The 20753-nt window shown below is 66.8% G+C and carries 20 protein-coding genes; 9 read left to right on the plus strand and 11 right to left on the minus strand.

The genetic code is table 11. From position 1 onward, the window contains the following. Positions 1 to 111 precede the first annotated feature (111 nt). The gene (locus tag RPPS3_RS06290; protein WP_107343326.1) at positions 112 to 969 is read right to left on the minus strand and encodes a 23S rRNA (adenine(2030)-N(6))-methyltransferase RlmJ; all 858 of its coding nucleotides are present in this window, start codon (positions 967 to 969) and stop codon (positions 112 to 114) included. A gap of 292 nt (positions 970 to 1261) precedes the next feature. On the opposite strand from RPPS3_RS06290, the gene RPPS3_RS06295 reads away from it, so the two are divergent. Continuing rightward, positions 1262 to 1657, plus strand: a complete 396-nt coding sequence (locus RPPS3_RS06295; RefSeq protein WP_011156739.1) for a response regulator — start codon at positions 1262 to 1264, stop codon at positions 1655 to 1657. An 84-nt stretch (positions 1658 to 1741) separates the two neighbouring features. On the opposite strand, the gene RPPS3_RS06300 is transcribed toward RPPS3_RS06295, so the two are convergent. From RPPS3_RS06300 to hisS, 3 genes are all read right to left on the minus strand, one after another. After that, complete coding sequence (locus RPPS3_RS06300) at positions 1742 to 2137, minus strand: thioesterase family protein (RefSeq protein ID WP_107343327.1); 396 nt, start codon at positions 2135 to 2137, stop codon at positions 1742 to 1744. Between the two features lie 168 nt (positions 2138 to 2305). Beyond that, positions 2306 to 2509 (minus strand): tautomerase family protein, encoded by a 204-nt coding sequence (locus tag RPPS3_RS06305; protein ID WP_107343328.1) that lies wholly within the window; start codon positions 2507 to 2509, stop codon positions 2306 to 2308. A gap of 223 nt (positions 2510 to 2732) precedes the next feature. Beyond that, entirely contained in the window at positions 2733 to 4262 is a 1530-nt protein-coding gene (gene hisS, locus RPPS3_RS06310; protein WP_107343329.1) for a histidine--tRNA ligase, read from the minus strand. A 214-nt stretch (positions 4263 to 4476) separates the two neighbouring features. Here hisS and RPPS3_RS06315 point away from each other — a divergent pair, with 214 nt between their 5' ends. From RPPS3_RS06315 to RPPS3_RS06325, 3 genes are all read left to right on the plus strand, one after another. Then, the gene (locus RPPS3_RS06315; RefSeq protein ID WP_107343330.1) at positions 4477 to 5823 is read left to right on the plus strand and encodes an aspartate aminotransferase family protein; all 1347 of its coding nucleotides are present in this window, start codon (positions 4477 to 4479) and stop codon (positions 5821 to 5823) included. Positions 5824 to 5919: 96 nt separating this feature from the next. Continuing rightward, positions 5920 to 7476 carry an EAL domain-containing protein gene (locus tag RPPS3_RS06320; RefSeq protein ID WP_107343331.1) on the plus strand — a complete coding sequence of 519 codons (1557 nt, stop codon included), beginning with the start codon at positions 5920 to 5922 and terminating at the stop codon, positions 7474 to 7476. 12 nt (positions 7477 to 7488) lie between these two features. Further along, on the plus strand, positions 7489 to 8343 hold the full coding sequence (locus tag RPPS3_RS06325) for a TIGR01459 family HAD-type hydrolase (RefSeq protein ID WP_107343332.1): 855 nt from the start codon (positions 7489 to 7491) through the stop codon (positions 8341 to 8343). Between the two features lie 32 nt (positions 8344 to 8375). On the opposite strand, the gene RPPS3_RS06330 is transcribed toward RPPS3_RS06325, so the two are convergent. The 4 genes from RPPS3_RS06330 to RPPS3_RS06345 all read right to left on the minus strand — a co-directional run bounded on the left by RPPS3_RS06330 (position 8376) and on the right by RPPS3_RS06345 (position 15347). Beyond that, a complete protein-coding gene (locus RPPS3_RS06330) occupies positions 8376 to 10439 on the minus strand; it encodes a hypothetical protein (protein ID WP_107346467.1) in 2064 nt (687 codons plus the stop codon). A 149-nt stretch (positions 10440 to 10588) separates the two neighbouring features. After that, entirely contained in the window at positions 10589 to 13414 is a 2826-nt protein-coding gene (locus RPPS3_RS06335; protein ID WP_107343333.1) for a DUF4159 domain-containing protein, read from the minus strand. After that, positions 13411 to 14343, minus strand: coding sequence for a DUF58 domain-containing protein (locus RPPS3_RS06340; protein ID WP_107343334.1), 933 nt, complete (start codon positions 14341 to 14343; stop codon positions 13411 to 13413). Before RPPS3_RS06340 ends, RPPS3_RS06335 begins: the two co-directional genes overlap by 4 nt. After that, positions 14343 to 15347, minus strand: coding sequence for an AAA family ATPase (locus tag RPPS3_RS06345; RefSeq protein ID WP_012494880.1), 1005 nt, complete (start codon positions 15345 to 15347; stop codon positions 14343 to 14345). Before RPPS3_RS06345 ends, RPPS3_RS06340 begins: the two co-directional genes overlap by 1 nt. A 233-nt stretch (positions 15348 to 15580) precedes the next feature. Between RPPS3_RS06345 and RPPS3_RS06350 the strand changes: the two genes are divergently transcribed. Genes RPPS3_RS06350 through RPPS3_RS06365 form a run of 4 tightly spaced genes read left to right on the plus strand, consistent with a single transcriptional unit; the run spans position 15581 to position 18379 of the window. Further along, positions 15581 to 16192: a DUF1285 domain-containing protein gene (locus RPPS3_RS06350; protein WP_107343335.1), complete on the plus strand. Its 612-nt coding sequence runs from the start codon at positions 15581 to 15583 to the stop codon at positions 16190 to 16192. Positions 16193 to 16200: 8 nt separating this feature from the next. Next, positions 16201 to 16866 carry a CoA pyrophosphatase gene (locus RPPS3_RS06355; RefSeq protein WP_199852194.1) on the plus strand — a complete coding sequence of 222 codons (666 nt, stop codon included), beginning with the start codon at positions 16201 to 16203 and terminating at the stop codon, positions 16864 to 16866. Further along, positions 16863 to 17126, plus strand: coding sequence for a DUF6111 family protein (locus RPPS3_RS06360; RefSeq protein WP_107343337.1), 264 nt, complete (start codon positions 16863 to 16865; stop codon positions 17124 to 17126). Before RPPS3_RS06355 ends, RPPS3_RS06360 begins: the two co-directional genes overlap by 4 nt. After that, positions 17123 to 18379, plus strand: coding sequence for a CCA tRNA nucleotidyltransferase (locus RPPS3_RS06365; RefSeq protein ID WP_107343338.1), 1257 nt, complete (start codon positions 17123 to 17125; stop codon positions 18377 to 18379). The genes RPPS3_RS06360 and RPPS3_RS06365 overlap by 4 nt, the downstream gene beginning before the upstream one ends. 129 nt (positions 18380 to 18508) lie before the next feature. Here RPPS3_RS06365 and RPPS3_RS06370 read toward each other — a convergent pair whose 3' ends face one another. The 3 genes from RPPS3_RS06370 to RPPS3_RS06380 form a co-directional block, all read right to left on the minus strand. After that, on the minus strand, positions 18509 to 18736 hold the full coding sequence (locus RPPS3_RS06370; RefSeq protein WP_107343339.1) for a YodC family protein: 228 nt from the start codon (positions 18734 to 18736) through the stop codon (positions 18509 to 18511). 78 nt (positions 18737 to 18814) lie between these two features. Continuing rightward, complete coding sequence (gene queE / locus RPPS3_RS06375) at positions 18815 to 19447, minus strand: 7-carboxy-7-deazaguanine synthase (RefSeq protein ID WP_107343340.1); 633 nt, start codon at positions 19445 to 19447, stop codon at positions 18815 to 18817. Between the two features lie 12 nt (positions 19448 to 19459). After that, complete coding sequence (locus RPPS3_RS06380; protein ID WP_107343341.1) at positions 19460 to 19915, minus strand: tRNA (cytidine(34)-2'-O)-methyltransferase; 456 nt, start codon at positions 19913 to 19915, stop codon at positions 19460 to 19462. 276 nt (positions 19916 to 20191) lie between these two features. Between RPPS3_RS06380 and petA the strand changes: the two genes are divergently transcribed. Further along, on the plus strand, positions 20192 to 20719 hold the full coding sequence (gene petA, locus RPPS3_RS06385; protein ID WP_012494887.1) for a ubiquinol-cytochrome c reductase iron-sulfur subunit: 528 nt from the start codon (positions 20192 to 20194) through the stop codon (positions 20717 to 20719). The last annotated feature ends 34 nt before the right edge of the window (positions 20720 to 20753 follow it).

Here is a 20753-nt window from a genome sequence, read left to right on the forward strand (position 1 = left end):
GAAGCGGAACGTAAAGCCAGTCCAATGAAACTAGCATAATACGGAATTTAGCGGATTGCCTACGGTCGAGTTGCGACTTTTCGCAAGCTGTTGGGGGCAGCCAATGAGTAATCAAGACTTCGGGAATTCAAGACGGTAACGACCGACCCCACCAAGGCCGAGCGGACGCTCCAATTCGGGGAGAACGGTTCTCAGCTCATCGGCCAGCGTCCAGGGCGGGTTGACGATCAGCAGGCCGGTCGACGTCAGCGGTCCGTCGGACTGCTGTGGCGCCACGCTAAACTCCAGCCGCAGGCACTTGCCTTCGCCGCCCGCGGCGGCGGTCTCGGCCACGGCAGCCGCCAGCGCCTCGGTGGCGCGGCGGTTCTTGACCGGGTACCACAGCAGATACACGCCGGTCGGCCACTTGGCGTGGGCGGCGGCGAACTTGGCGGCCATCTGCTCGAACTCGTCCTTGCGCTCGAATGGCGGGTCGATCAGCACCAGCCCGCGCCGCTCCTTCGGCGGCACGTAAGCGGTGAGTCCGGTCCAGCCGTCGAGATCGACCACCCGGCCCTGCGGGTCGTGGCGCAGCGCCGCGATCAGGTGCTTGCGCGCCACCGGTTCGAGCTCGCAGGCCACCAGGCTGTCCTGGGGGCGGAGCAGGGCGCGGGCGATCAGCGGCGAGCCCGGATAGGCGGTGAGCTCGCGCTGCGGGTTGAACGCCCGGACGATATCGAGATAGGGCGCGATCAGCGCGTAGGCCTCGTCGGAAAACCGCGCCTGCAGCACCCGGGCGATCCCGGTCGCCCATTCGCCGCCGCGGCGGGCCTCCTCGCTGGTCAGGTCGTACAGGCCGGCGCCGGCGTGGGTATCGATCACCCGGAAGGCGGCCGGCTTGTCGTGCAGGTACGTCAGGATGCGGACCAGCACGAGGTGTTTGATGACGTCGGCGAAATTTCCGGCGTGGAAAGCGTGGCGATAATTCATGGCCCGTCCCCTAGCAGGGCGCGGCCTGCGCCGCCATGGTTTGACGATCCGGACGCCAGCCCCGTACGACTACGAGGCCGGCCCGGTTCCAAATCCTGCGACTTTTCAAGTAGTTTGGCCGCGCTGGGCGATTTGGCCGCAGAAGCCCAATTAACGCGCTGTTTAACCCCCGATGCTAGTTCTTGCTTTGCGAAAGACCGGCGGTTGTACGCCAGGGCTTTCAAGAGAACCTGCGTTAGCCGGCCGGTCGGGCGGTGGTCGAGCCACCCTGCGGCGCCTTGGGGAGTTGAAGATGGCGGTTGATTTGTCGATGTCGGTTTTGGTGGTGGACGATTACAGCACCATGATCCGGATCATTCGTAATCTTCTCAAGCAGCTTGGTTTTGAGAATATCGATGACGCCAGCGACGGCTCGGCAGCGCTCGCCAAGATGCGCACCAAGAAGTACGGCCTGGTGATCTCCGACTGGAACATGGAGCCGATGACCGGCTACGACCTGCTGAAGGAAGTGCGCGCCGATCCGAACCTGTCGCAGACCCCGTTCATCATGATCACCGCGGAGTCGAAGACCGAGAACGTGATCGCGGCCAAGAAGGCGGGCGTCAACAACTACATCGTCAAGCCGTTCAACGCGGCGACGCTGAAGACCAAGATCGAGGCGGTGTTCCCGGATCACGTCGCGGCGTAAGCCGGCCGACCCTTCGTCTTCCGCACAGCTCTACGGCGCGCTCCTCATCGAGGGGCGCGTTTGTTTTTTGGAGCAGGGCGAGGCTCAGCCTTCGGCGAAGCGCTTGGTGAACAGCGCGACGTCGACCAGGCCGCGGGCGTGGCGGCCGTCGCCGACCTTGCGGTCGCCGAGGAACGAGGCGACGTCGAACCGGATCACCCGGCGCTCCACCGCGCTCACCACCGCCGTGGTCCGCACCGTCTGGCCGACGAAGGCCGGCGCCAAATGCCGGATGTCGACCTCGCTGCCGACCGTCACCCAGCCTTGGGGAAGCTTCGGCGCGATCGCGTCGCCCGAGGTCATTTCCATCACCAGGATCATCATAGGGGTCGCGAACACCGCCGGCATCGACGGCACGAAGTGCTGCACGGTGATGTCCTGCGTCACCGTGGTCAGCCGCTCGGCGCTCATGCCGACGGTGATGAAGTCGCGTGCGTCCATCGCAGTCTTCCTTGCTAATTGCCCCGCCGCACTCTCGCCATTCCGGGGCGCCGCGCGAGCGGCGAACCCGGAATCCCGAAGTGATCAGCCCACCATTCGACAGCGCGAGATTCCGGGTTCGCTCACGTCGTGAGCGCCCCGGAATGACGACGGATGGGACAGGGTGAGCTACTTCCCTTGCGCGGCCTTGCGCTCGACGAAGGTCTTGCCGCCCTTCATCTTGTTGGTGAGCGGGGCTTCGTTGATCTGGATGACGATGTTCTCGGGATCGACCCCGGCATGGGTGGCGATCGCGGTGGTGATGTCGCGCATGATCGCCGCCTTCTGCTCGTCGGTGCGTCCTGCCGCCATGTTGATGGTGACCTCAGGCATTCAGTTTCTCTCCCTCGTTTGTCCTTCTTGTTCGTCATTCCCGGGGCGCGAGCGAAAGCTCGCGAACCCCGGAATCTAGCCGCGACCTCACTCAAGGCCTCATCCTGAGGAGCCCGGCGAAGCCGGGCGTCTCGAAGGATGCGCCGCGAGCGACGCTGAGCTTTGCCCCGGCCTCATGGTTCGAGACGGCGCTGCGCGCCTCCTCACCATGAGGGGCTGAGGCTCAACCCCACACCACCCCGCGGCGCTGCAGCAACTCCTGCACCTTGGCGACCAGTTCGTCTTCCTTGCAGGAGAATTGCGCCTCGGCCTGCTTCTTCAAGTACTCGTCGCGGTCCTTCTCCAGCGACGCCAGTTCGGCGCCCAGGATCAGGTCCTTGATCTGCACGATACCCTGCTGCTTCTCGTCCGAGCCCTGGATGATGGCGCAGGGCGAGTTGCGCTTGTCGGCGTATTTCATCTGCTGGCCGAGCGAATGCTTGGGATTGCCCAAGTACAATTCGGCGCGGATGCCGGCTTTGCGAAGCGTGGCGACCATCTTTTGGTAGCCGGCGATCTCGCCGCCGAACACGGTGACCACGACAGGGCCGGGCTGCGGTTTGTTATCGAGCTGGCCGATCAGCGTCAGCGCCGCCTGCAGCCGCGACACGCCGATCGAGAACCCGGTCGCCGGCACCGGCTCGCCGCGGAAGCGCGACACCAGACCGTCATAGCGCCCGCCGCCGCCGACCGAGCCGAACCGAATTGGGCGGCCCTTTTCGTCCTTGGTCTCGAGCAGCAGTTCGACCTCGTACACCGGGCCCGTGTAGTACTCGAGGCCGCGGACGACGGAAGGATCGATGCGGATGCAATCGCCATAGCCGCCGGCTTCCGCCAGCTCCGCGATGGTGGCGAGTTCGGCGACGCCGTCGCCGCCGGTCTTCGAACCTTCGACCCGCGCCCGCATGTTGGCGACCGTCGCCTGGTTGTCGGCGCCCTGGGTGCTGACGCCGGCATCCTTGTCGCCGATGAAGCTGATGATCGCCTGGATCTGCGTGTCGTTCAGGCCGGCGCCCTTGGTGAAGTCGCCTTTGCCTTCCTCGCCGCCGTCCCAACGACCGGCGCCAAGTAGTAAGATGATATCCTTGATCGGAAACTTGTCGGCCTTATCGATCGCGCGCATCACGGTGAGCCACTGCGCGTCGCTGTCGATGCCTTGCGCTTCGCGGATGCCGTCAAGCACCTTGCGGTTATTCACCTTCACCATGTAGCTGCCGCGCGGGATGCCCAGCGCTTCCATGGTGTCGGCGGCCATCATGCACATTTCGGCGTCGGCCGCGGCGGTGGGGGCGCCGACGGTGTCGGCGTCGAACTGCATGAACTGCCGGAAGCGGCCGGGGCCGGGCTTCTCGTTGCGGAACACCCAGCCGAACCGGTAGCTGCGATACGGCTTCGGCAAGCTATCAAAGTTCTCGGCGACGTAGCGCGCCAGCGGCGCGGTGAGGTCGTAGCGCAGGCTGATCCACTGCTCGTCGTCGTCCTGCAGCGAGAACACGCCCTCGTTGGGGCGGTCCTGATCGGGCAGGAACTTGCCGAGCGCGTCGGTGTATTCGAACGCCGGAGTCTCCACCGGCTCGAAGCCGTAGCGTTCGTACACCTCGCGGATCTTCTCCACCATCGCGCGCGTCGCCGCGATTTCGGCAGGCCCGCGATCGGCGAGGCCGCGCGGCAGCCGGGCGCGCAGTTTCGAGGGTTTTTTCGGTTTCTCAGCCATGATCGCCTTTCAACTCAGGGCCGGGTTGGTACCAGCCGGTGCCCTTTGCAGCAAGGTTGGGTTGTGTGATCCAGCGCAAATCCCTCGCCAGTGGCGTCCATTAACAGATGGATGCCCCACGGAAATTTGCTGGCTCGCGGCGTTCCCGTAGGGGCGTGAAGCTGATACCGTGCCGCGCCTTTCACCCCCGGCCGCGCAGTGCATGAGGAGCGCCATGTTAGACAAGATCAAGCCCACGTCCGCCGTCAACGCGCCGAACGATCTCAACGCGTTCTGGATGCCGTTCACCGCGAACCGGGCCTTCAAGCGCGCGCCGAAAATGGTCGTGGGTGCCGAAGGCATGCACTACATCACCGCCGATGGCCGCAAGATCATCGATGCCGCTTCGGGCATGTGGTGCACCAATGCGGGCCACGGCCGCAAGGAAATCGCCGAAGCCATCAAGGCGCAGGCCGACGAACTCGACTTCTCGCCGCCGTTCCAGTTCGGCCAGCCGAAGGCGTTCGAGCTTGCCACCCGGATCGCCGATCTGGCGCCGGAAGGCCTCGATCACGTGTTCTTCTGCAATTCGGGCTCGGAAGCCGGCGACACCGCGCTGAAGATCGCAGTCGCCTATCAGCAGATCAAGGGCCAGGGCTCGCGCACCCGCCTGATCGGCCGTGAGCGCGGCTATCATGGCGTCGGCTTCGGCGGCACCGCGGTCGGCGGCATCGGCAACAACCGCAAGATGTTCGGCCCGCTGCTTAACGGCGTCGACCATCTGCCTGCGACGTATGATCGCGACAAGCAGGCCTTCACCAAGGGCGAACCGGAATACGGCGCGCACTTCGCCGACGCGCTCGAAGGCCTCGTCAACCTGCACGGCGCCAACACCATCGCGGCGGTGATCGTCGAGCCGATGGCCGGCTCCACCGGCGTGCTGCCGGCGCCGAAGGGCTACCTCAAGCGCCTGCGCGAGATCACCAAGAAGCACGGCATCCTGCTGATCTTCGACGAGGTCATCACCGGCTACGGCCGTCTCGGCTACGCCTTCGCGTCCGAACGCTATGGCGTCACCCCGGACATGATCACCTTCGCCAAGGGCGTCACCAATGGTGCGGTGCCGATGGGCGGCGTGATCACCTCGGCCGAGATCCACGATGCGTTCATGACCGGTCCCGAGCACGCGGTCGAGCTGGCTCACGGCTATACCTATTCGGCGCACCCGCTGGCCTGCGCGGCCGGCATCGCCACCCTCGATATCTACCGCGACGAGAAGCTGTTCGAGCGCGCCAAGGCGCTGGAGCCGAAGTTCGCCGAGGCGGTGATGTCGCTGAAGTCGGCCCCGAATGTGGTCGACATCCGCACCGTCGGCCTGACCGCCGGCATCGACCTCGCCCCGATCACCGATGCGGTCGGCAAGCGCGGCTTCGACGCGATGAATGCGGGCTTCCACGACCACGAGCTGATGCTGCGGATCGCCGGCGACACCCTGGCGCTGACCCCGCCGCTGATCCTCAGCGAGGACCACATCGGCGAGATCGTCGACAAGGTCGGCAAGGTGATCCGCGCGGTCGCCTGATTCTGCCCGATATCCCCTTGGGACGGCGGACGAATCCAGTGGACTCGTCCGCCGAATCGACAAAGATGGCGGATCGGCAGGCAACCACCGGCTTAAATGATCCGCATCTCGACCATTTTCATCGCCGTCTGCATGGTGCTGATCGCCACCTCGCTCGGCATGGTGGTGTATGCGGTCGCCGGGTTTAACTTCGCCCAGGCGTCGCTGGTCGGCCTGACCGCCCTGACATTGTTCGTGCTGTACCAGGCGGTTTCGATGCGGATGCGCGACCGCGCCGAGGCCGGCGATCAGATCGCCGACCTGTCGCGCGGCACCGCCGATCTCGCCCGCCAGGTCGGCGAATTCGGCCGGCGGCTGGCGGTGGTCGAGGCCAAGCTGGTTTCCGCCCAGTCCTCCCAGCAGGACCGGGTCCAGCACGTCTCCGACGAAATCACCGAACTTGGTACCCTGGTGCAGCAGCTGGCTGCCTCGGTCGCCGCCCACGAAGACCTTCTGACCTCCGCCGCCCGCAGCGAGGTCCGCCCCGAGTCCATCGCAGCGCCGGCTCCGGCTGCTCTGGCTCCGCCCGTGATCCCATCCGCGGCCGTACCGGCGGCTGCCGCTGCGGCGCCCGTTTCGGCGCTTCAGCCCGAAACGCCGAGTCCCGCAGCTCCCCCCGCGCCGGCGCCGGCCGCTACCGCTCCCACGACTCTGGTGCCGGACGCCGCCTCAGTCCCGGCTGTGGTCCCGCCGCCCGCCGTCGTTTCAGCTCCTACCGGTCCCAACATGGCGGAGGCGGTGGCGAGCGCGGTCGAGGGCGGTCGTTTCGATCTCTATCTACAGCCGATGGTCTCGCTGCCGCAGCGCAAGGTGCGGGCCTACGAGGTGGTGACGCGGCTGCGCGACACCGCCGATCAGGCGATCCCTGCCGAAACCTATTTGCCGATCGCCGAGACAGCCGGGTTGATGGGACGGATCGACAACGCGATCCTGCTGCGCGCCGTGCAGGTGGTCCGGCGCCTGCTGGTGCGCAACAAGGACGTCGGGCTGTTCGTCAACATCGCCGGCGCGACGCTGGCCGACACCGCCGCCTTCGCCCAGTGCCTCGACTTCCTCGAAGCCAACCGCGCGCTGGCGCCGTCGCTGATCCTCGAATTCAAGCAGAGCACCCTGCGCGGCCTCGGTCCGATCGAAACCGAACACCTCGCGGCGCTGGCGCAGCGCGGCTACCGGTTCTCGATCGACCATGTCACCGATCTGCGGTTCGAGCCGCGCGAGCTGGCCGATCGCGGCGTCCGCTTCATCAAGGTGCCGGCGGCGCTGCTGCTCGCCGCGCATGACACGGCGTCCGCCGACATCCACCCGGTGGATCTGTCCGATCTGCTCGGCCGGTTCGGCATCGATCTGGTCGCCGAGCGGATCGAGGGGGAACGCGCCGTGGTCGACCTGCTTGACTACGATGTGCGGTTTGGGCAGGGGTTCTTGTTCGCAGCGCCCCGTCCGCTGCGGCCAGAGACCGCCACCAACGCGGCCGCGCCGGCTTCCAACGCCCCGGCCCAGCAGGACATCAATCTTGATCCAGGCAAGCTACCGCAGAGCCCGCTCGCTCGCATCGAGCCGGCACGCGTCACCGGCAATGCCGCACTGGTTCGCCGCGCCGCCGGCCCGTTCTGATCGTTTCAGCCGATGACGAAGCTGCGTTTCGTCGAGCATCTGCACGAGCTCGTCGGCTCGGTCGATGTCGTGCTCAGCGACATCTGGGGCGTGGTGCATAACGGCCTGGAGTCGTTCCCGGACGCCTGCGCGGCGCTCAAGACCGCGCGTGACCAGGGCCGCACCGTGGTGCTGATCACCAACGCGCCACGGCCGGCGGATTCGGTGCAGCGCCAGCTGCGCAAGCTCGACGTGCCGGACGATTGCTACGACGCGATCGTGTCGTCGGGCGATCTCACCCGGATCTACGTGGCCGAACATCCCGGCCAGTCGATCTACTGGCTCGGGCCGGATCGCGACAACTCGATCTATCGCGGCCTCGACGCGGTGCTGACGCCGCTCGACAAGGCCGACTACATCATCTGCACCGGCCCGTTCGACGACGAGACCGAGTCGGCCGAAGACTATCGCGAGATGATGGGGCAGGCGCTGGAGCGCAAGCTGACGCTGGTCTGCGCCAATCCGGACATCGTGGTCGAGCGCGGCGACCGGCTGATCTACTGCGCCGGCGCGATCGCCGAGTTGTATCGCGAGCTCGGCGGCGAGGTGATCTTCTACGGCAAGCCGCACCGGCCGATCTATGATCGCGCGATGGCGCTCGCCCGACAGATCCGCGGGACCGACACGCCGGCGCAGCGGGTGCTGGCGATCGGCGACTCGGTGCGGACTGATCTGGCCGGCGCGCAGGGCTACGGCATCGATCTCTTGTTCGTCACCCGCGGCATCCATGCCGACGCATTCGAGGGCATCGATCGGCTCGACACCGCTGCGGTGACCGAACTGTTCGGCCACCCGCCGCTGGCACTGACCCGCGAGCTGCGCTGGTAAGCGCAGCTCGACTTCGCTTCTTCGAGAGTTGATCAGCGGCCTTCGCGCAGCCAGGTCGCCGCGAACGCGCCGAGCAGCAACAGCAAGCCGATCAGGCCGGTGAACACCGGCAGCACGCCGACGCCGGTGACGACGCTGGCATCGCGCATTCGCACGCCGAGCCAGCCGTCGCCGCGGAAAATCGTCGCCGAGGTCACCGGCACGATCCGCGGCAGCTCGACGCTGCCGTTCTCGGCGATCCGGCGGGCGTCGCCGCCGGTGGCCTGCGCCAGCGGCCGCAGCGTCTCGGTGGTCGAGGTGACCTCTGCAAATTCCTTCGGGTTGACCGGCCCGACATTGATCAGCGCTTTGAGCGTGCCATCGGTCGCCGACCACAGCCCGAGCTCGTCGGCCGGCAGTGTCGCCCGCCAGGTGCCGGGATCGCCCGCCGCGAGCGTGAGTTCGCGGGTCTTGCCGGAAGGCGAGGTGACGGTCACGGGCGGCACGCTGTCACCCATGGTCTGCCGCAGCACTTCGAGGTTCTTGCCCTCGGCCTTCAGCCGCAGCGCTTCTTCATCGAGGTCCGGCTGCTTCATCAGCCAGTGCGACATCCGCCGCAGCAGATCGAGATGCGGTCCGCCGCCCTCGTAGCCGCGCGCCCACAGCCAGATGTGGTCAGAGAGCAGCAGCGCGACCCGGCCCTCGCCGAAATGCGACAGCAGCAGTAGCGGCATGTTGTCGGCGCCGGTCATCAGCGGGGCAGCAGTCGCGTTGCGGGTGTCGACCGTGCGGAAGAACCGGCTCCAATGCGGCGGCTCGGACGCCGAGCCTTCGAGGCCGCGCGTCACCGGATGGCGCTTGCCGGCGTCCGACAGCCGCGCGTGATACGGCTTTTCGGTGACGCCGACCGGCTCGGCCGGCAGCAGCGTGTCGAGCGGCGTACGCCAGATCGAGGTAGTCGACGCGTAGTCCGGCCCGGCCGACACCAGCACCGCACCGCCGTTCTTCACGTAGCGCGAGATGTTGTCGAAATACGCCATCGGCAGCACGCCCTGGCGGGCGTAGCGGTCGAAGATGATCAGTTGAAACTCGTTGATCTTCTGCTGGAACAGCTCGCGGGTCGGGAAGGCGATCAGCGACAATTCGTTGATCGGCGTGCCGTCCTGCTTCTCCGGCGGCCGCAGGATGGTGAAGTGCACGAGATCGACGCTGGCGTCGGATTTGAGCAAATTGCGCCAGGTGCGCTCGCCGGAATGCGGCTCGCCGGACACCAGCAGCACCCGCAGCTTGTCGCGGACGCCGTCGATCGACACCACGGCGCGGTTGTTGACCAGCGTCAGCTCGTTCTCGACCGGCGAGGCTTCGATCTCGACGATGTTCTGGCCGGCATGCTTGATCTCGACATCGACGTTGACGGTCTGGCCGCTGAGCACGGTGCGCTGGTTCAGCACTTCGCCGTCGCGCCGCACCACGACGCGGGCACGGTCGCCGGTGATGCCCTGGTCGTCGAGCCGGTAGGTGATGGTCTGGGTCTGGCCGACGATGCCGAACCGCGGCGCCGCCAGGATGGCGATGCGGCGGTCGCGCTCGTCCTTGCGGCCGGTGATCAGCGCCTGCACCGGCGCCTGGAAGCCAAGTGCCTGAGCGTTCGCCGGGATATCGTGGACGCGGCCGTCGGTGATCAGGAACGCGCCGGCGACGCGGTCGGTCGGCACGTCGGACAGCGCCGAAGTCACCGCGCCGAACAGCTTGGTGCCGTCGGTCTCGCCATCCGCCTGGCCGGCTTCGACAACGCGAACCTCCAGGCCCTTGATCTGCTTCAGCCGATCGACCAGCGCTTCCTTGGCCTGCTCGGCTTCTTCGGTGCGCTTGCCGAAATTCTGACTCGGGCTCTTGTCGACCACCACGGCGGCGACCGAGGACAGCGGCTCGCGCTCCTCGCGGGTGAACGACGGATTGGCCAGCGCCAGCACGATCAGCGCAAGCGCCGCGATCCGCACCCACGCGCCCCGCGAGCGCCCAATCAGCAGCACGAGTGCGATGATCGCCACGGCGGCAATCGCGACCCACAGCACTGCGGTCGGAACAAGAGGCGCAAAGGCGATGCCGTAGTGCAATGCGTTCTCCTCGTCGCTCATGGTTCGAGACGCATCGCTGCGCGATGCTCCTCACCATGAGGTCCTCGTTTCGTCGTCCCGCCTCAAGCGAGACCTCTCCCTCATCCTGAGGAGCCCGGCGAAGCCGGGCGTCTCGAAGGATGAGCTAACTATTGCCCCAGCCGCTCGATCAGCGCCGGCGCGTGGACCTGGTCGGCTTTGTAGTTGCCGGTCAGGGTGTACATCACGATGTTGACGCCGGCGCGGAAGGCGAATTCGCGCTGGCGCGGCTCGCCCGGTGTCAGCGGCAGCATCGGCTGGCCGTCGGGCCGCATCGCCCAGGCGCCGGCGAGATCGTTGGAGGTGATGATGATCGGCGACACGCCGTCGCCGCCGCGCGCCGGGCGGGTGGTGTCGTCATCGTCGGTCTCGCGCGGCAGCGCCTCGACCCAGGTCTGGCCGGCGGTGAAGCGGCCGGGGAAGTCGCGCAGGAGATAGAACGTCTTGGTCAGCACGTGCTCGCGCGGCACCGGCTCCAGCTCCGGCACGTCGAGCGACGACAGCACGTCGCGCAGTGTGATCATGCCGGGGGTCTGCGATGCGCCGTTCGGATCCGGCGGCGCTTCGATCGCGTCGCGGGTGTCGAAGATCACGGTGCCGCCCTGCTTCATGTAGGCGTCGATCTTGTTGAGAGCGTCCTGCGGCGGCTTAGGCCCGCCGGCGACGATCGGCCAGTAGATCAGCGGGAAGAACGACAGCTCGTCGCGCGCCGGATCGACGCCGACCGGCTCGCCGGCTTCGAGTGCGGTGCGCTGCGCCAGGAACAACGTCAGTCCGCTCATTCCGGCTTTGACGATGGCGTCGACGTCGGCGTTGCCGGTGATCACATAAGCGAGGTGAGTCTGTGCGGTCGCCTTGATGGCAAAGTCGTCCTTGGCGCCTTGCGCGCGCAGCGGCAGCGGCATCGACGCCAGTGGCAGTGCGATGATCAGCGCCAGCGCGGCGGTCGCGGCGCGGCGGCGGCGCATCAGCAGCGCGGCGAGGCCGCCGCCGAGCACGGCGACGATCAGCGCGTCGAGCAGGAACAGGCCGAGCGACGAGGCCAGCAGCATGCCGCGCAGATCGCGCGGTTCGGCGTTGCTGTAGGCGGCGCGGCGGGCGTTGATCGCCGACGTATCCAGCGGCGCAATCCGGTCAGCAGCGGCCAGCGCATTGACGGCGATCGGTCCGTCGGCGGGACCATAGAAGCCGGGCGGATGCTCGGCGCTGCCGCGCTCCCGGTAATCAGCCGGGATCGGCTTGGCGGAGGCCGGCGGCGGGCCGAACGCGCCGAAGCCGTCGAGCGTGCGCAGCGGCGACACCGTCTCGGCGGCATTCGGATCGGCCGCAACGCCGGCGCCGGGCGTCGAGGTGTAACCGGACATGTCGACCAGCCGGCGCAGCATCTCGACGAAGGTGCCGGACATCGGCAGGTTCGACCAGCGCATGTCGGCGCTGACGTGGAACAGCGTCACCAGCCCTTTGCCGCGATGCTCGCCGGTGACCAGCGGCGTGCCGTCGGCGAGCGACGCCCAGCTCTTGCCGGGCAGGGTCGCGTCCGGCTCGGCCAGAACCTGGCGATTGACGGTGACGTCGCTCGGCACCGCGAGCCCGGCGAATGGGCCGTCGCCGGAGAACGCAGCGAGCTGCTGTGGCTTCTCCCATGTCAGGCTGCCGCCGAGGCTGCGGCCGCCTTTGCGAAGCTTCACCGGCACCAGATCGTCCTCGTCCTGACGGGCGAGACGAGGGCCGGCAAACCGCACCAGCACGCCGCCCTGTTCGATCCAGGCATCGAGCCGCTGGCGGATTTCGGGTGACAGCGCGCCGACATCGGCGAGCACGATCATCGGCAGCTTCTGGTCGAGGAATTGCGCGATCACCTGCTGCGGCGCGGCGCGTTCGCCCTGGCGCAGATCGGCGAACGGCGACAGCGCACGGGCGAGATAGAACGTCGCCGCCAGCAGCGGCTGCGCCGTGTCGGCGCTCGCGCCTGACACGATCCCGACCGCGCGGCGGCGCCAGCGCTTGTCGAGTAGCTGAACGGCGCCGGTGGAGCGCTCGCCGGCGATTTCCAGCCGGGCGATGTCGTTGCGCAGTTCGACCGGCAGGTCGAATGCCGCTTCGGTCTCGGTGGCGCCGGGCGCAAGGCTGAAGCGGGCTTCGCCGATCGGCGCGCTCTTGGCATCGAGCGCGCGGACGACGCCGGCATCGACGCCGCCGCTGTTGGCGCGCAGCACTTTCACGGTCATCTTCGCCGCGGCGTTTTCGGCAGCCGCCAATGCATGGGCCGGCGGCGCGCCGCCTTCGACGATGGTGAGGCTGCGGTTCTGGACCAGCTTGTTCAGCCCGGCGACGAAATCATTGCCGCGGCCGGTGTCGACACCGTCCGTCAGCCACACCAGTTCGGCATCACCGGCGGTCTTCAGGAAACGCTCGATGCCGGGCAGCGCCTCGACCCGCTCGACCGCATAGGGCTTGGGCGCGAGCTGACGCAGCGAGACTCGTGCGGTGCCGGCCGGCATCAGGGCCGGATCGCGCGCTGTCTCCGACAGCGGCGCCAGCGCCACCGCGCGGCGGGCGCTGTCGGCTTCGGCGATCAGTTCGTCGGCGGCCTTGATCCGCGCCTCCCAGCTCGACGCTGCGCTCCAGCCGTCATCAAGCAGGATCAGCAGCGGCGCCTGACTGCCGCCGGCAGCGGTCTGCGGATTCCAGATTGGGCCGGCAAGCGCGACGATCACCAGCGCGGCCGCGAGCATGCGCAGTGCAGTCAGCCACCACGGCGTCCGCGACGGCGTCTCTTCCTTCGGGGCGATGTCGAGCAGCAGCCGGGTCGGCGGGAAATCCACGCGGCGCGGCCGCGGCGGCATCACACGCAGCAGCCACCACAGCGCCGGCAGCGCCAGCAGACCGATCAGCAGCAGCGGCTGTGCAAACGAAAGGGGGAGGGCGCCGATCATGCGCCACGTCCTGCTTTGCCGCCGGCATCCTTGGCGGTGGTCATGCCGGCGTGCAGGAATAACAGCAGCTCGGCGGCCGAGCGCGAGGTGGTGTGGGTCGAGAACAGCCAATCGAGCTTGGAGGTCTCGGCGCGGATCGCGTCACGATGCGCGGCGACCAGAGCGACGTAGTCGCTGGCCCATTTCTCCGCGCGGCCGGCGGTGATCGCACCGCCACCTTCGGGCTCGACGAATTCGACCCGGCCGGCATAGGGAAAGCTCTCTTCCGCCGGATCGACGATCTGCACCAGCGTGCCGTGCGTACCGGAAGCCGACAGGCCGGCGAGCATTTGCCGGATCTCACCGACCGGCGACCAGAAGTCGGACAGCACCACGATCTCGGCCCGCGACGACGGCACGAATGACGGCGGCAGGCTGCTGCGCGTTGAGGTGTCGTGCAGGATCGCCTGTGCCATCTTGTCGATGACGTTGTTACTCGAGGTCGGGTTCATCAGGCCGGGAATGCCAACCCGTTCGCCGCCGGCGACCAGCAGATCGGCCAGCGCGAACGCGACGATCAGGCCGCGCTCGAGCTTGCTGTCGCGCGCGGTTTTGGAGGCGAAGGCCATCGACAGCGAGCGATCCGGCCACAGCCAGACGGTGTGCGCAGCTTCCCACTCCAGTTCGCGGACATAGAGATGATCGTCGCGCGCCGAGCGTCGCCAATCGACATTTTGCGCCGGCTCGCCGGAGACGAAGCGGCGATACTGCCAGAAATTCTCGCCGGCGCCGGCGCGGCGGCGGCCATGCAGACCATGTGTGACGTTGTTGGCGATCTTGCGGGCCTCGAGCATCAGGCGCGGCAACGACGCGGCGAGCGAACGGCTTTCTCCGTCCGCGCGGCGAACCGCCAGCGTCTCCTGGGTGCGATGCTCGTCGGCCTGCGCCATCAGCCGATCCGGCTCTTGAGCTTCTGGATCACGTCCGGAATGGTGCGGCCTTCGGCGCGGGCCGAGAACGTCAGCGCCATACGATGCTTCAGGATCGGTTCGGCGAGGTCGAGCACGTCGTCGATCGAAGGTGCCAGCCGGCCGTCGAGCAGCGCGCGGGCGCGCACCGCCATCATCAGCGACTGGCTGGCGCGCGGGCCGGGGCCCCAGGCAATCAGCTTGCCGAGGTCGCCGGCGTCGGGGCCGGGGCGTGCCGAGCGCACCAGCGACAGGATCGCTTCAACGACCGAGTCGCCGACCGGGAGCCGCCGCACCAGCCGCTGTGCCGCCAGCAGCGTTTCGCCGCTCATCGTTGCGCGCGGCGCCGCCTGCTCGGCGCCGGTGGTGTCGAACAGGATGCGGCGCTCGGCGTCGCGATCCGGATAGTCGACGTCGATCTCCATCAAGAAGCGGTCGAGCTGGGCTTCCGGCAGCGGGTAGGTGCCTTCCTGCTCCAGCGGGTTCTGCGTGGCGAGCACATGAAACGGCTTCGGCAGATCGTGCCGGGCGCCCGCAACGGTGATGTGCTGCTCCTGCATCGCCTGCAGCAGTGCCGACTGGGTACGCGGGCTGGCGCGGTTGATTTCGTCGGCCATCAACAGTTGCGCGAAAACTGGTCCGGCGATGAAGCGGAACGAGCGCTTGCCCGCCGCGGTCTCGTCGAGCACTTCAGCGCCGAGGATGTCGGACGGCATCAGGTCGGGCGTGAACTGCACGCGCTTGGCATCGAGCCCGAGCGTCACACCCAGGGTTTCCACCAGCTTGGTCTTGGCGAGGCCGGGGACGCCGATCAGCAGCGCGTGGCCGCCGGACAGAATCGTCACCAGCGTATTTTCGACCACGCGGTCCTGGCCGAAGATCACGGTCGAGATTGCTTCCTTGGCAGCGCGCACTTCGCCGGCGACCTGCTCGGCCGAGCGGACGATGACGTCTTCGAGCTTCTCGACACTGTCTGCGCCGGCCATATCGTCTCTCCTGTCCACACCGGCCGCCGCCGGGCCGGTTGTTTTCACCGGGAGCATGTTAGGCTGTTCGCCGCGAGACAGCGAAGGCCCTGGTTTCATTCACCAAATCTTTCCCCACATTATGAGCATCGCGGGATTGGCGCGGATCACGTTGTGGAGAGTTAAAACAAGCCGCGCGTGGCGAAACAGGGCAGCTCGGGTGCCGGGTTGGAAATCGAGGGTCAGGGTAAACAATGGCGAAGCAAGGGCAGAGTTCACCGCACAATCTCGACGGCCTCACCGAGGCCGCGCGCGAGGCTGCGGCGAGCGCCGCCAAGGGCAAGGGCTTGCCGCCCGTGCATCTTTGGAACCCGCCGTTCTGCGGCGATCTCGACATGCGCATCGCTTCGGACGGAACCTGGTTCTATCTCGGCACGCCGATCGGTCGTCCCGCCTTGGTGCGGCTGTTCTCGACCATTCTGAAGCGCGAGGGCGACAAACACTTCCTGGTGACGCCGGTCGAGAAGGTCGGCATCAAGGTCGACGATGCGCCGTTTCTGGCCGTCGAAATGGTCAAGGACACGGACGAGCGCGGAGCGCTGCTGCGCTTCCGCACCAATGTCGACGATTGGGTGACGTGTGACGCCGACCACCGCCTAAGGTTCGAGGTCGCCGAAGATGGCGGAGTGACACCGTACCTTCACGTGCGCGCCGATCTGTGGGCCAAGGTGACGCGGGCGGTGTATTACGATCTGGTTGACATCGGCGAGGAGCGAGTGGTCGATGGTCACCCGATGTTCGGCATTGCGTCCGGCGGCGCGTTCTTCGCCATGGCCGATGCCGAGCTGATGAGGGAAGCGCATTGACCGGACCGATGACGGGAACGCAGTCTGCCAGCGGTAGCATCAGTTCGGCGGAATTCTTCGATCGGGCCCAGCGCCGGCTGCGGTTCGACGTGCCTGCGGCGCTCACCGACGCCGGGGTGATTCCCGCCACCGGCGATCAGGGCAACGATCAGATGCTGCGCACCATCGCGCAGGAACGGCCGATCCGTCCCGCCGCGGTGCTGATTCCGGTGGTCGAGCACGCCGAGCCGACCGTGCTGCTGACGATGCGGGCCGCGCATCTCAACGATCATGCCGGCCAGATCGCGTTTCCCGGTGGCAAGATCGACGCCACCGACAATTCGCCGCTCGATGCCGCCTTGCGCGAGGCCGAGGAAGAGATCGGGCTCGATCGCTCCTATGTCGAGCCGATCGGCTATCTCGACGTCTATGGCACCAGTTTCGGTTTCCGGATTTTGCCGACGGTGGCGCGGGTGCGGCCGGGATTCGAACTCACCATCAACAAATCCGAAGTCGACGACGCCTTCGAAGTGCCGCTGGCGTTCCTGATGGACCCCGGCAATCATCAATTGCACAGCAAGGAATTCCGCGGCGCGCAGCGGTCCTACTACGCGATGCCGTTCGCCGAGCGCTACATCTGGGGCGCGACGGCCGGCATCCTGCGCGCGCTGTATGAACGGGTCTGCCTGCCATGATCCGCGTGGTGCTCACTGAGGTCGGAATTTTCCTCATACCTTTCGTGCTCTACGCGGTCTTCCTGATCGCCACCCGGTCGGCAATGCTGCATCATTCATCCTGGCCGCTTCGCGTGGTCGGATGGCTGGTGGCAACGGCCCTGGTGCTGGTGATCTTGAGCTTGCTGCTGCTTGTGCACTATTCGGGCGCACCGCCGGGATCGACTTACGTTCCGGCGCATATGGAGAACGGCAGGCTGGTGCCTGGGGTGGAGAAATGACCGACGTGCCGGTGCGCAGCGATGCGCCGTGGCTGCACACGGGACCGGCGGCGCGGGTACTCGCGCTGCTGAACGGCGACGGCGAAGAGGCGCGGGTGGTCGGCGGCGCCGTCCGCAACGCATTGCTGGGCGAGCCGATCGGCGATGTCGACATCGCCACCACCGCGGTTCCGGATGAAGTGGTCCGCCGTGCCAAGGCGAGCGGTATCAAAGCGGTGCCGACCGGGATCGAGCATGGCACCGTAACGCTGGTGCTCGACGGGCACGGCTTCGAAATCACCACGCTGCGCGAGGACGTCGAGACCTTCGGCCGCAAGGCCAAGGTGGCGTTCGGCCGCGATTGGGACCGCGACGCGCAGCGCCGCGACTTCACCATCAACGCGCTGTCGATGTCGGCCGACGGCACCGTGCACGACTATGTCGGCGGACTCGCTGACATCGCGACGCGGCGGGTGCGCTTCATCGGCGATCCGGATCAGCGCATCGCCGAGGATTACTTACGCATCCTGCGGTTCTTCCGCATCCACGCCGCCTATGGCGCCGGGGCGCCGGACCGCGAGGCGTATCTCGCCTGCATCCGCGGCCGCAGCGGGCTTGCGACGCTGTCGGCGGAACGGCTGCGGATGGAGATGTTGAAGCTGATGATCGCCGACGGCGCGGAGGCTTCGGTGGTGGCGATGGCCGATGGCGGGCTGCTGCTCGCGGTGCTCGGCGGTGTCGCCTATCTCGGCGCCTTCGCGGCGATGATCGCCGCCGAACGCGACCTTGGTCTTGAACCCGATGCGGTGCGGCGGCTCGGTGCGCTGGCGGTCGCCGTCACTGAGGATGCCAAGCGGCTGGCATCGCGGCTGCGGCTCTCCAACGTCGAAGCCAAGCGGCTCGACTCGATGGGGCATCGCTGGTGGCGTCTTGCCGGGATGGACGAAGCGACCGCGCGGCGCCGGCTATATCGGCTCGGCGAAGCGCGGTTTCACGATCGCATGATGCTGGCCTGGGCCCGCGCCGGCCTCGGGGCCGATCCGGCGCCGTGGCGCCAACTGATCGCGCTGCCGCAGCGCTGGCAGGCGCCGACATTCCCGCTGAAGGCTGCTGATTTTCTCGCGCGCGGCTTCGCCGCGGGGCCCGCGCTCGGCCACGTGCTGACGCTGGCCGAAGATGCCTGGCTGGCGGCCGATTTCCCGCTCGACCCGGCCGCGCTCCGCACCATCGCGGATCAGACCGCAGCAAGATTCGCGCGCGATCATCTGCTGTAACGGAAGCGGCGATCAGCAGGCACGAACACGCCGGAGCGACGTAACGCTAAGCGTTGAGCTGGTCCTGAAAATTCGCGGCCGCTTGGTGATCTGCGGCCGCGTCAGTGATGGCGAAGACAGCCTGCTCGTTCAGGCGACCTTGGTCTGCTCGTCGTCGTCGAGATCGTCGTCTTCGTCCTCATCATCGTCGACTTCGACGGCGATGGAATCCAGCACGGCAAGCGGCAGGGTCTCGCGGAACAGGTCGCCGTCTTCACCCATCCACAGGCAGGTGGCGGTGTCGTCGTTGGCTTCCGCCACCGTCATCGCCTGGCCGCCGGATTTCAGCATGACGATATCGCCCGGTTTCAAGTCCATGGTCGGCTCCTGCTCGGTTGTTGACCTCGCATAGGAGCCTAGCGATTCGTCATGACAGCCGGATCACGCCGGCGCGAGCTACCTGATGCCGGTGATCTTGTGAGTCTGCAGGCTGAGCCGCCATTGCGGATGCTTCAGGCAGTAAGCGATCGCCCGCGTGGTGTTGTCGTCGCGGTCCGGGCCGTCCATCGGTTGCAGCGAAAACCGCTCGAATTCGAGCGCCGCAAAGTCTTCCGGCATCGCATCCGGCTGCGGATACACCAACTTCAACTCATCGCCGCGGCGGATGCGCAGCTCGGCACCGGCCTTTGGACTGACGCAGAGCCAGTCGATGCCGGCCGGCGGCTCGATGGTGCCGTTGGTCTCGACGCCGATCGCGAAGCCGCGCGCGTGCAGTGCGGCGATCAGTTCGCCGTCGAGCTGCAGCAGCGGTTCGCCGCCGGTGATCACCACGTAGCGATCGCGCATCTCGCCGACCCACTGATCGCTGATGGTGTCGGCGAGCAGCTCGGCGCTGGCGTAGCGGCCGCCGAGCGTGCCGTCGGTGCCGATGAAGTCCGTATCGCAGAATTTGCAGGTCGCCTGATCGCGGTCCTGCTCGCGGCCCGTCCACAGATTACATCCGGCGAAACGGCAGAACACCGCTGCACGGCCCGCATGGGCGCCTTCGCCCTGCAGGGTTAGAAATATCTCCTTAACCGCGTAGCTCACCCGCGTCGGTCCTCACTGTGCGAATTGGACTTGCCGCAGCGCCTCGCCGGTCACCATCGCCGCCGCCATCGCGACGTTCAGCGAGCGCAGGCCGGGCTGCATAGGAATTACCACCCTGGCATCGGCGGCGGCAGCGACCTCGTCCGGCACCCCGGCACTTTCCCGGCCGAGCATCAGTACGTCAGTCGCTTGGTAACGCTGTTCGAAATAAGGCCTTTCACCTTTGGTCGTAAGTAAAATCAGCCGGCAACCCGCGTTTTTCCGCCATTGCTCGAATTTTAGCCAGGAATCGTGCCGGACTATGCTCACCTGATCCAGGTAGTCCATCCCGGAGCGGCGGAAATGCCGATCGGAGGTCGGAAAGCCGGCCGGCTCGATGATGTGCGCTTCCACGTTCAAACAGGCGCAAAACCGAAGAATAGTGCCGGTGTTCTGTGGGATGTCGGGTTGAAACAGCGCGATCCGCATCCCGTAATGCTCCCTATCAACTGAACGATAACGTGCCGTGTGTCATGGCACATCTTGGAATCGATCGAGGCGCGCCAATTAGCCGTTCGCGGGCTTGCGCTCTACCGGCAAGGGTGCCAATAGAACGATTCTGGACTGTCTGTTCTACCCGACCGGCCATGACAAGCGGCCCGGGGCATGTTGAAGGCCGCCGATCTCGCGACCTCCCCGGGCAATCGTCTCGCAAGCTTTGCCGAGAGCGCTGTGCCGGTCGCAGAGATGAAAGGGCTTTGGATCGTGACGACAGAGGCTTCGGCGGAACCGACACGCCGTGATTTTCTCTATATCGCAACCGGCGCGGTTGCCGCCGTCGGTGCGGCGGCCGCGGTGTGGCCGTTCATCTCGCAGATGAACCCCGACGCGTCGACCATCGCTGCCGGCGCGCCGATCGAAGTCGATCTGACCCCGATCGCTGAAGGTCAGGACATCAAGGTGTTCTGGCGCGGTCAGCCGATCTACATCATGAACCGCACCAAGAAGCAGGTCGAAGAAGCGCGCAACACGCCGCTGTCCGACCTCAAGGATCCGCAGACCGATCAGGCGCGGACCAAGGAAGGCCACGAGAACTGGCTGGTCGTGGTCGGCATCTGCACCCACCTGGGCTGCATTCCGATCGCGCACGAGGGCAAATACGACGGGTTCTTCTGCCCGTGCCATGGTTCGCAGTACGACAGCTCCGGTCGTATCCGCCAGGGGCCGGCGCCGCTCAACCTGCCGATTCCCCCCTACCAATTCGTCTCCGACACCAAAGTCCAGATCGGCTGACGTTCCCGTGCGCCGTACCAATGCTTACTAGGAT

The sequence above is a fragment of the Rhodopseudomonas palustris genome (assembly GCF_003031265.1).
In the GTDB taxonomy this organism is placed as follows: Bacteria; Pseudomonadota; Alphaproteobacteria; order Rhizobiales; family Xanthobacteraceae; genus Rhodopseudomonas; species Rhodopseudomonas palustris_H.

What these genes read in the sequence shown, in the direction of transcription:
- RPPS3_RS06290 (WP_107343326.1), bottom strand. Translation starts at nt 969, where the DNA reads ATGAATTATCGCCACGCTTTCCACGCCGGAAATTTCGCCGACGTCATC.
- RPPS3_RS06295 (WP_011156739.1), top strand. Translation starts at nt 1,262, where the DNA reads ATGGCGGTTGATTTGTCGATGTCGGTTTTGGTGGTGGACGATTACAGC.
- RPPS3_RS06300 (WP_107343327.1), bottom strand. Translation starts at nt 2,137, where the DNA reads ATGGACGCACGCGACTTCATCACCGTCGGCATGAGCGCCGAGCGGCTG.
- RPPS3_RS06305 (WP_107343328.1), bottom strand. Translation starts at nt 2,509, where the DNA reads ATGCCTGAGGTCACCATCAACATGGCGGCAGGACGCACCGACGAGCAG.
- hisS (WP_107343329.1), bottom strand. Translation starts at nt 4,262, where the DNA reads ATGGCTGAGAAACCGAAAAAACCCTCGAAACTGCGCGCCCGGCTGCCG.
- RPPS3_RS06315 (WP_107343330.1), top strand. Translation starts at nt 4,477, where the DNA reads ATGTTAGACAAGATCAAGCCCACGTCCGCCGTCAACGCGCCGAACGAT.
- RPPS3_RS06320 (WP_107343331.1), top strand. Translation starts at nt 5,920, where the DNA reads ATGATCCGCATCTCGACCATTTTCATCGCCGTCTGCATGGTGCTGATC.
- RPPS3_RS06325 (WP_107343332.1), top strand. Translation starts at nt 7,489, where the DNA reads ATGACGAAGCTGCGTTTCGTCGAGCATCTGCACGAGCTCGTCGGCTCG.
- RPPS3_RS06335 (WP_107343333.1), bottom strand. Translation starts at nt 13,414, where the DNA reads ATGATCGGCGCCCTCCCCCTTTCGTTTGCACAGCCGCTGCTGCTGATC.
- RPPS3_RS06340 (WP_107343334.1), bottom strand. Translation starts at nt 14,343, where the DNA reads ATGGCGCAGGCCGACGAGCATCGCACCCAGGAGACGCTGGCGGTTCGC.
- RPPS3_RS06345 (WP_012494880.1), bottom strand. Translation starts at nt 15,347, where the DNA reads ATGGCCGGCGCAGACAGTGTCGAGAAGCTCGAAGACGTCATCGTCCGC.
- RPPS3_RS06350 (WP_107343335.1), top strand. Translation starts at nt 15,581, where the DNA reads ATGGCGAAGCAAGGGCAGAGTTCACCGCACAATCTCGACGGCCTCACC.
- RPPS3_RS06355 (WP_199852194.1), top strand. Translation starts at nt 16,201, where the DNA reads ATGACGGGAACGCAGTCTGCCAGCGGTAGCATCAGTTCGGCGGAATTC.
- RPPS3_RS06360 (WP_107343337.1), top strand. Translation starts at nt 16,863, where the DNA reads ATGATCCGCGTGGTGCTCACTGAGGTCGGAATTTTCCTCATACCTTTC.
- RPPS3_RS06365 (WP_107343338.1), top strand. Translation starts at nt 17,123, where the DNA reads ATGACCGACGTGCCGGTGCGCAGCGATGCGCCGTGGCTGCACACGGGA.
- RPPS3_RS06370 (WP_107343339.1), bottom strand. Translation starts at nt 18,736, where the DNA reads ATGGACTTGAAACCGGGCGATATCGTCATGCTGAAATCCGGCGGCCAG.
- RPPS3_RS06380 (WP_107343341.1), bottom strand. Translation starts at nt 19,915, where the DNA reads ATGCGGATCGCGCTGTTTCAACCCGACATCCCACAGAACACCGGCACT.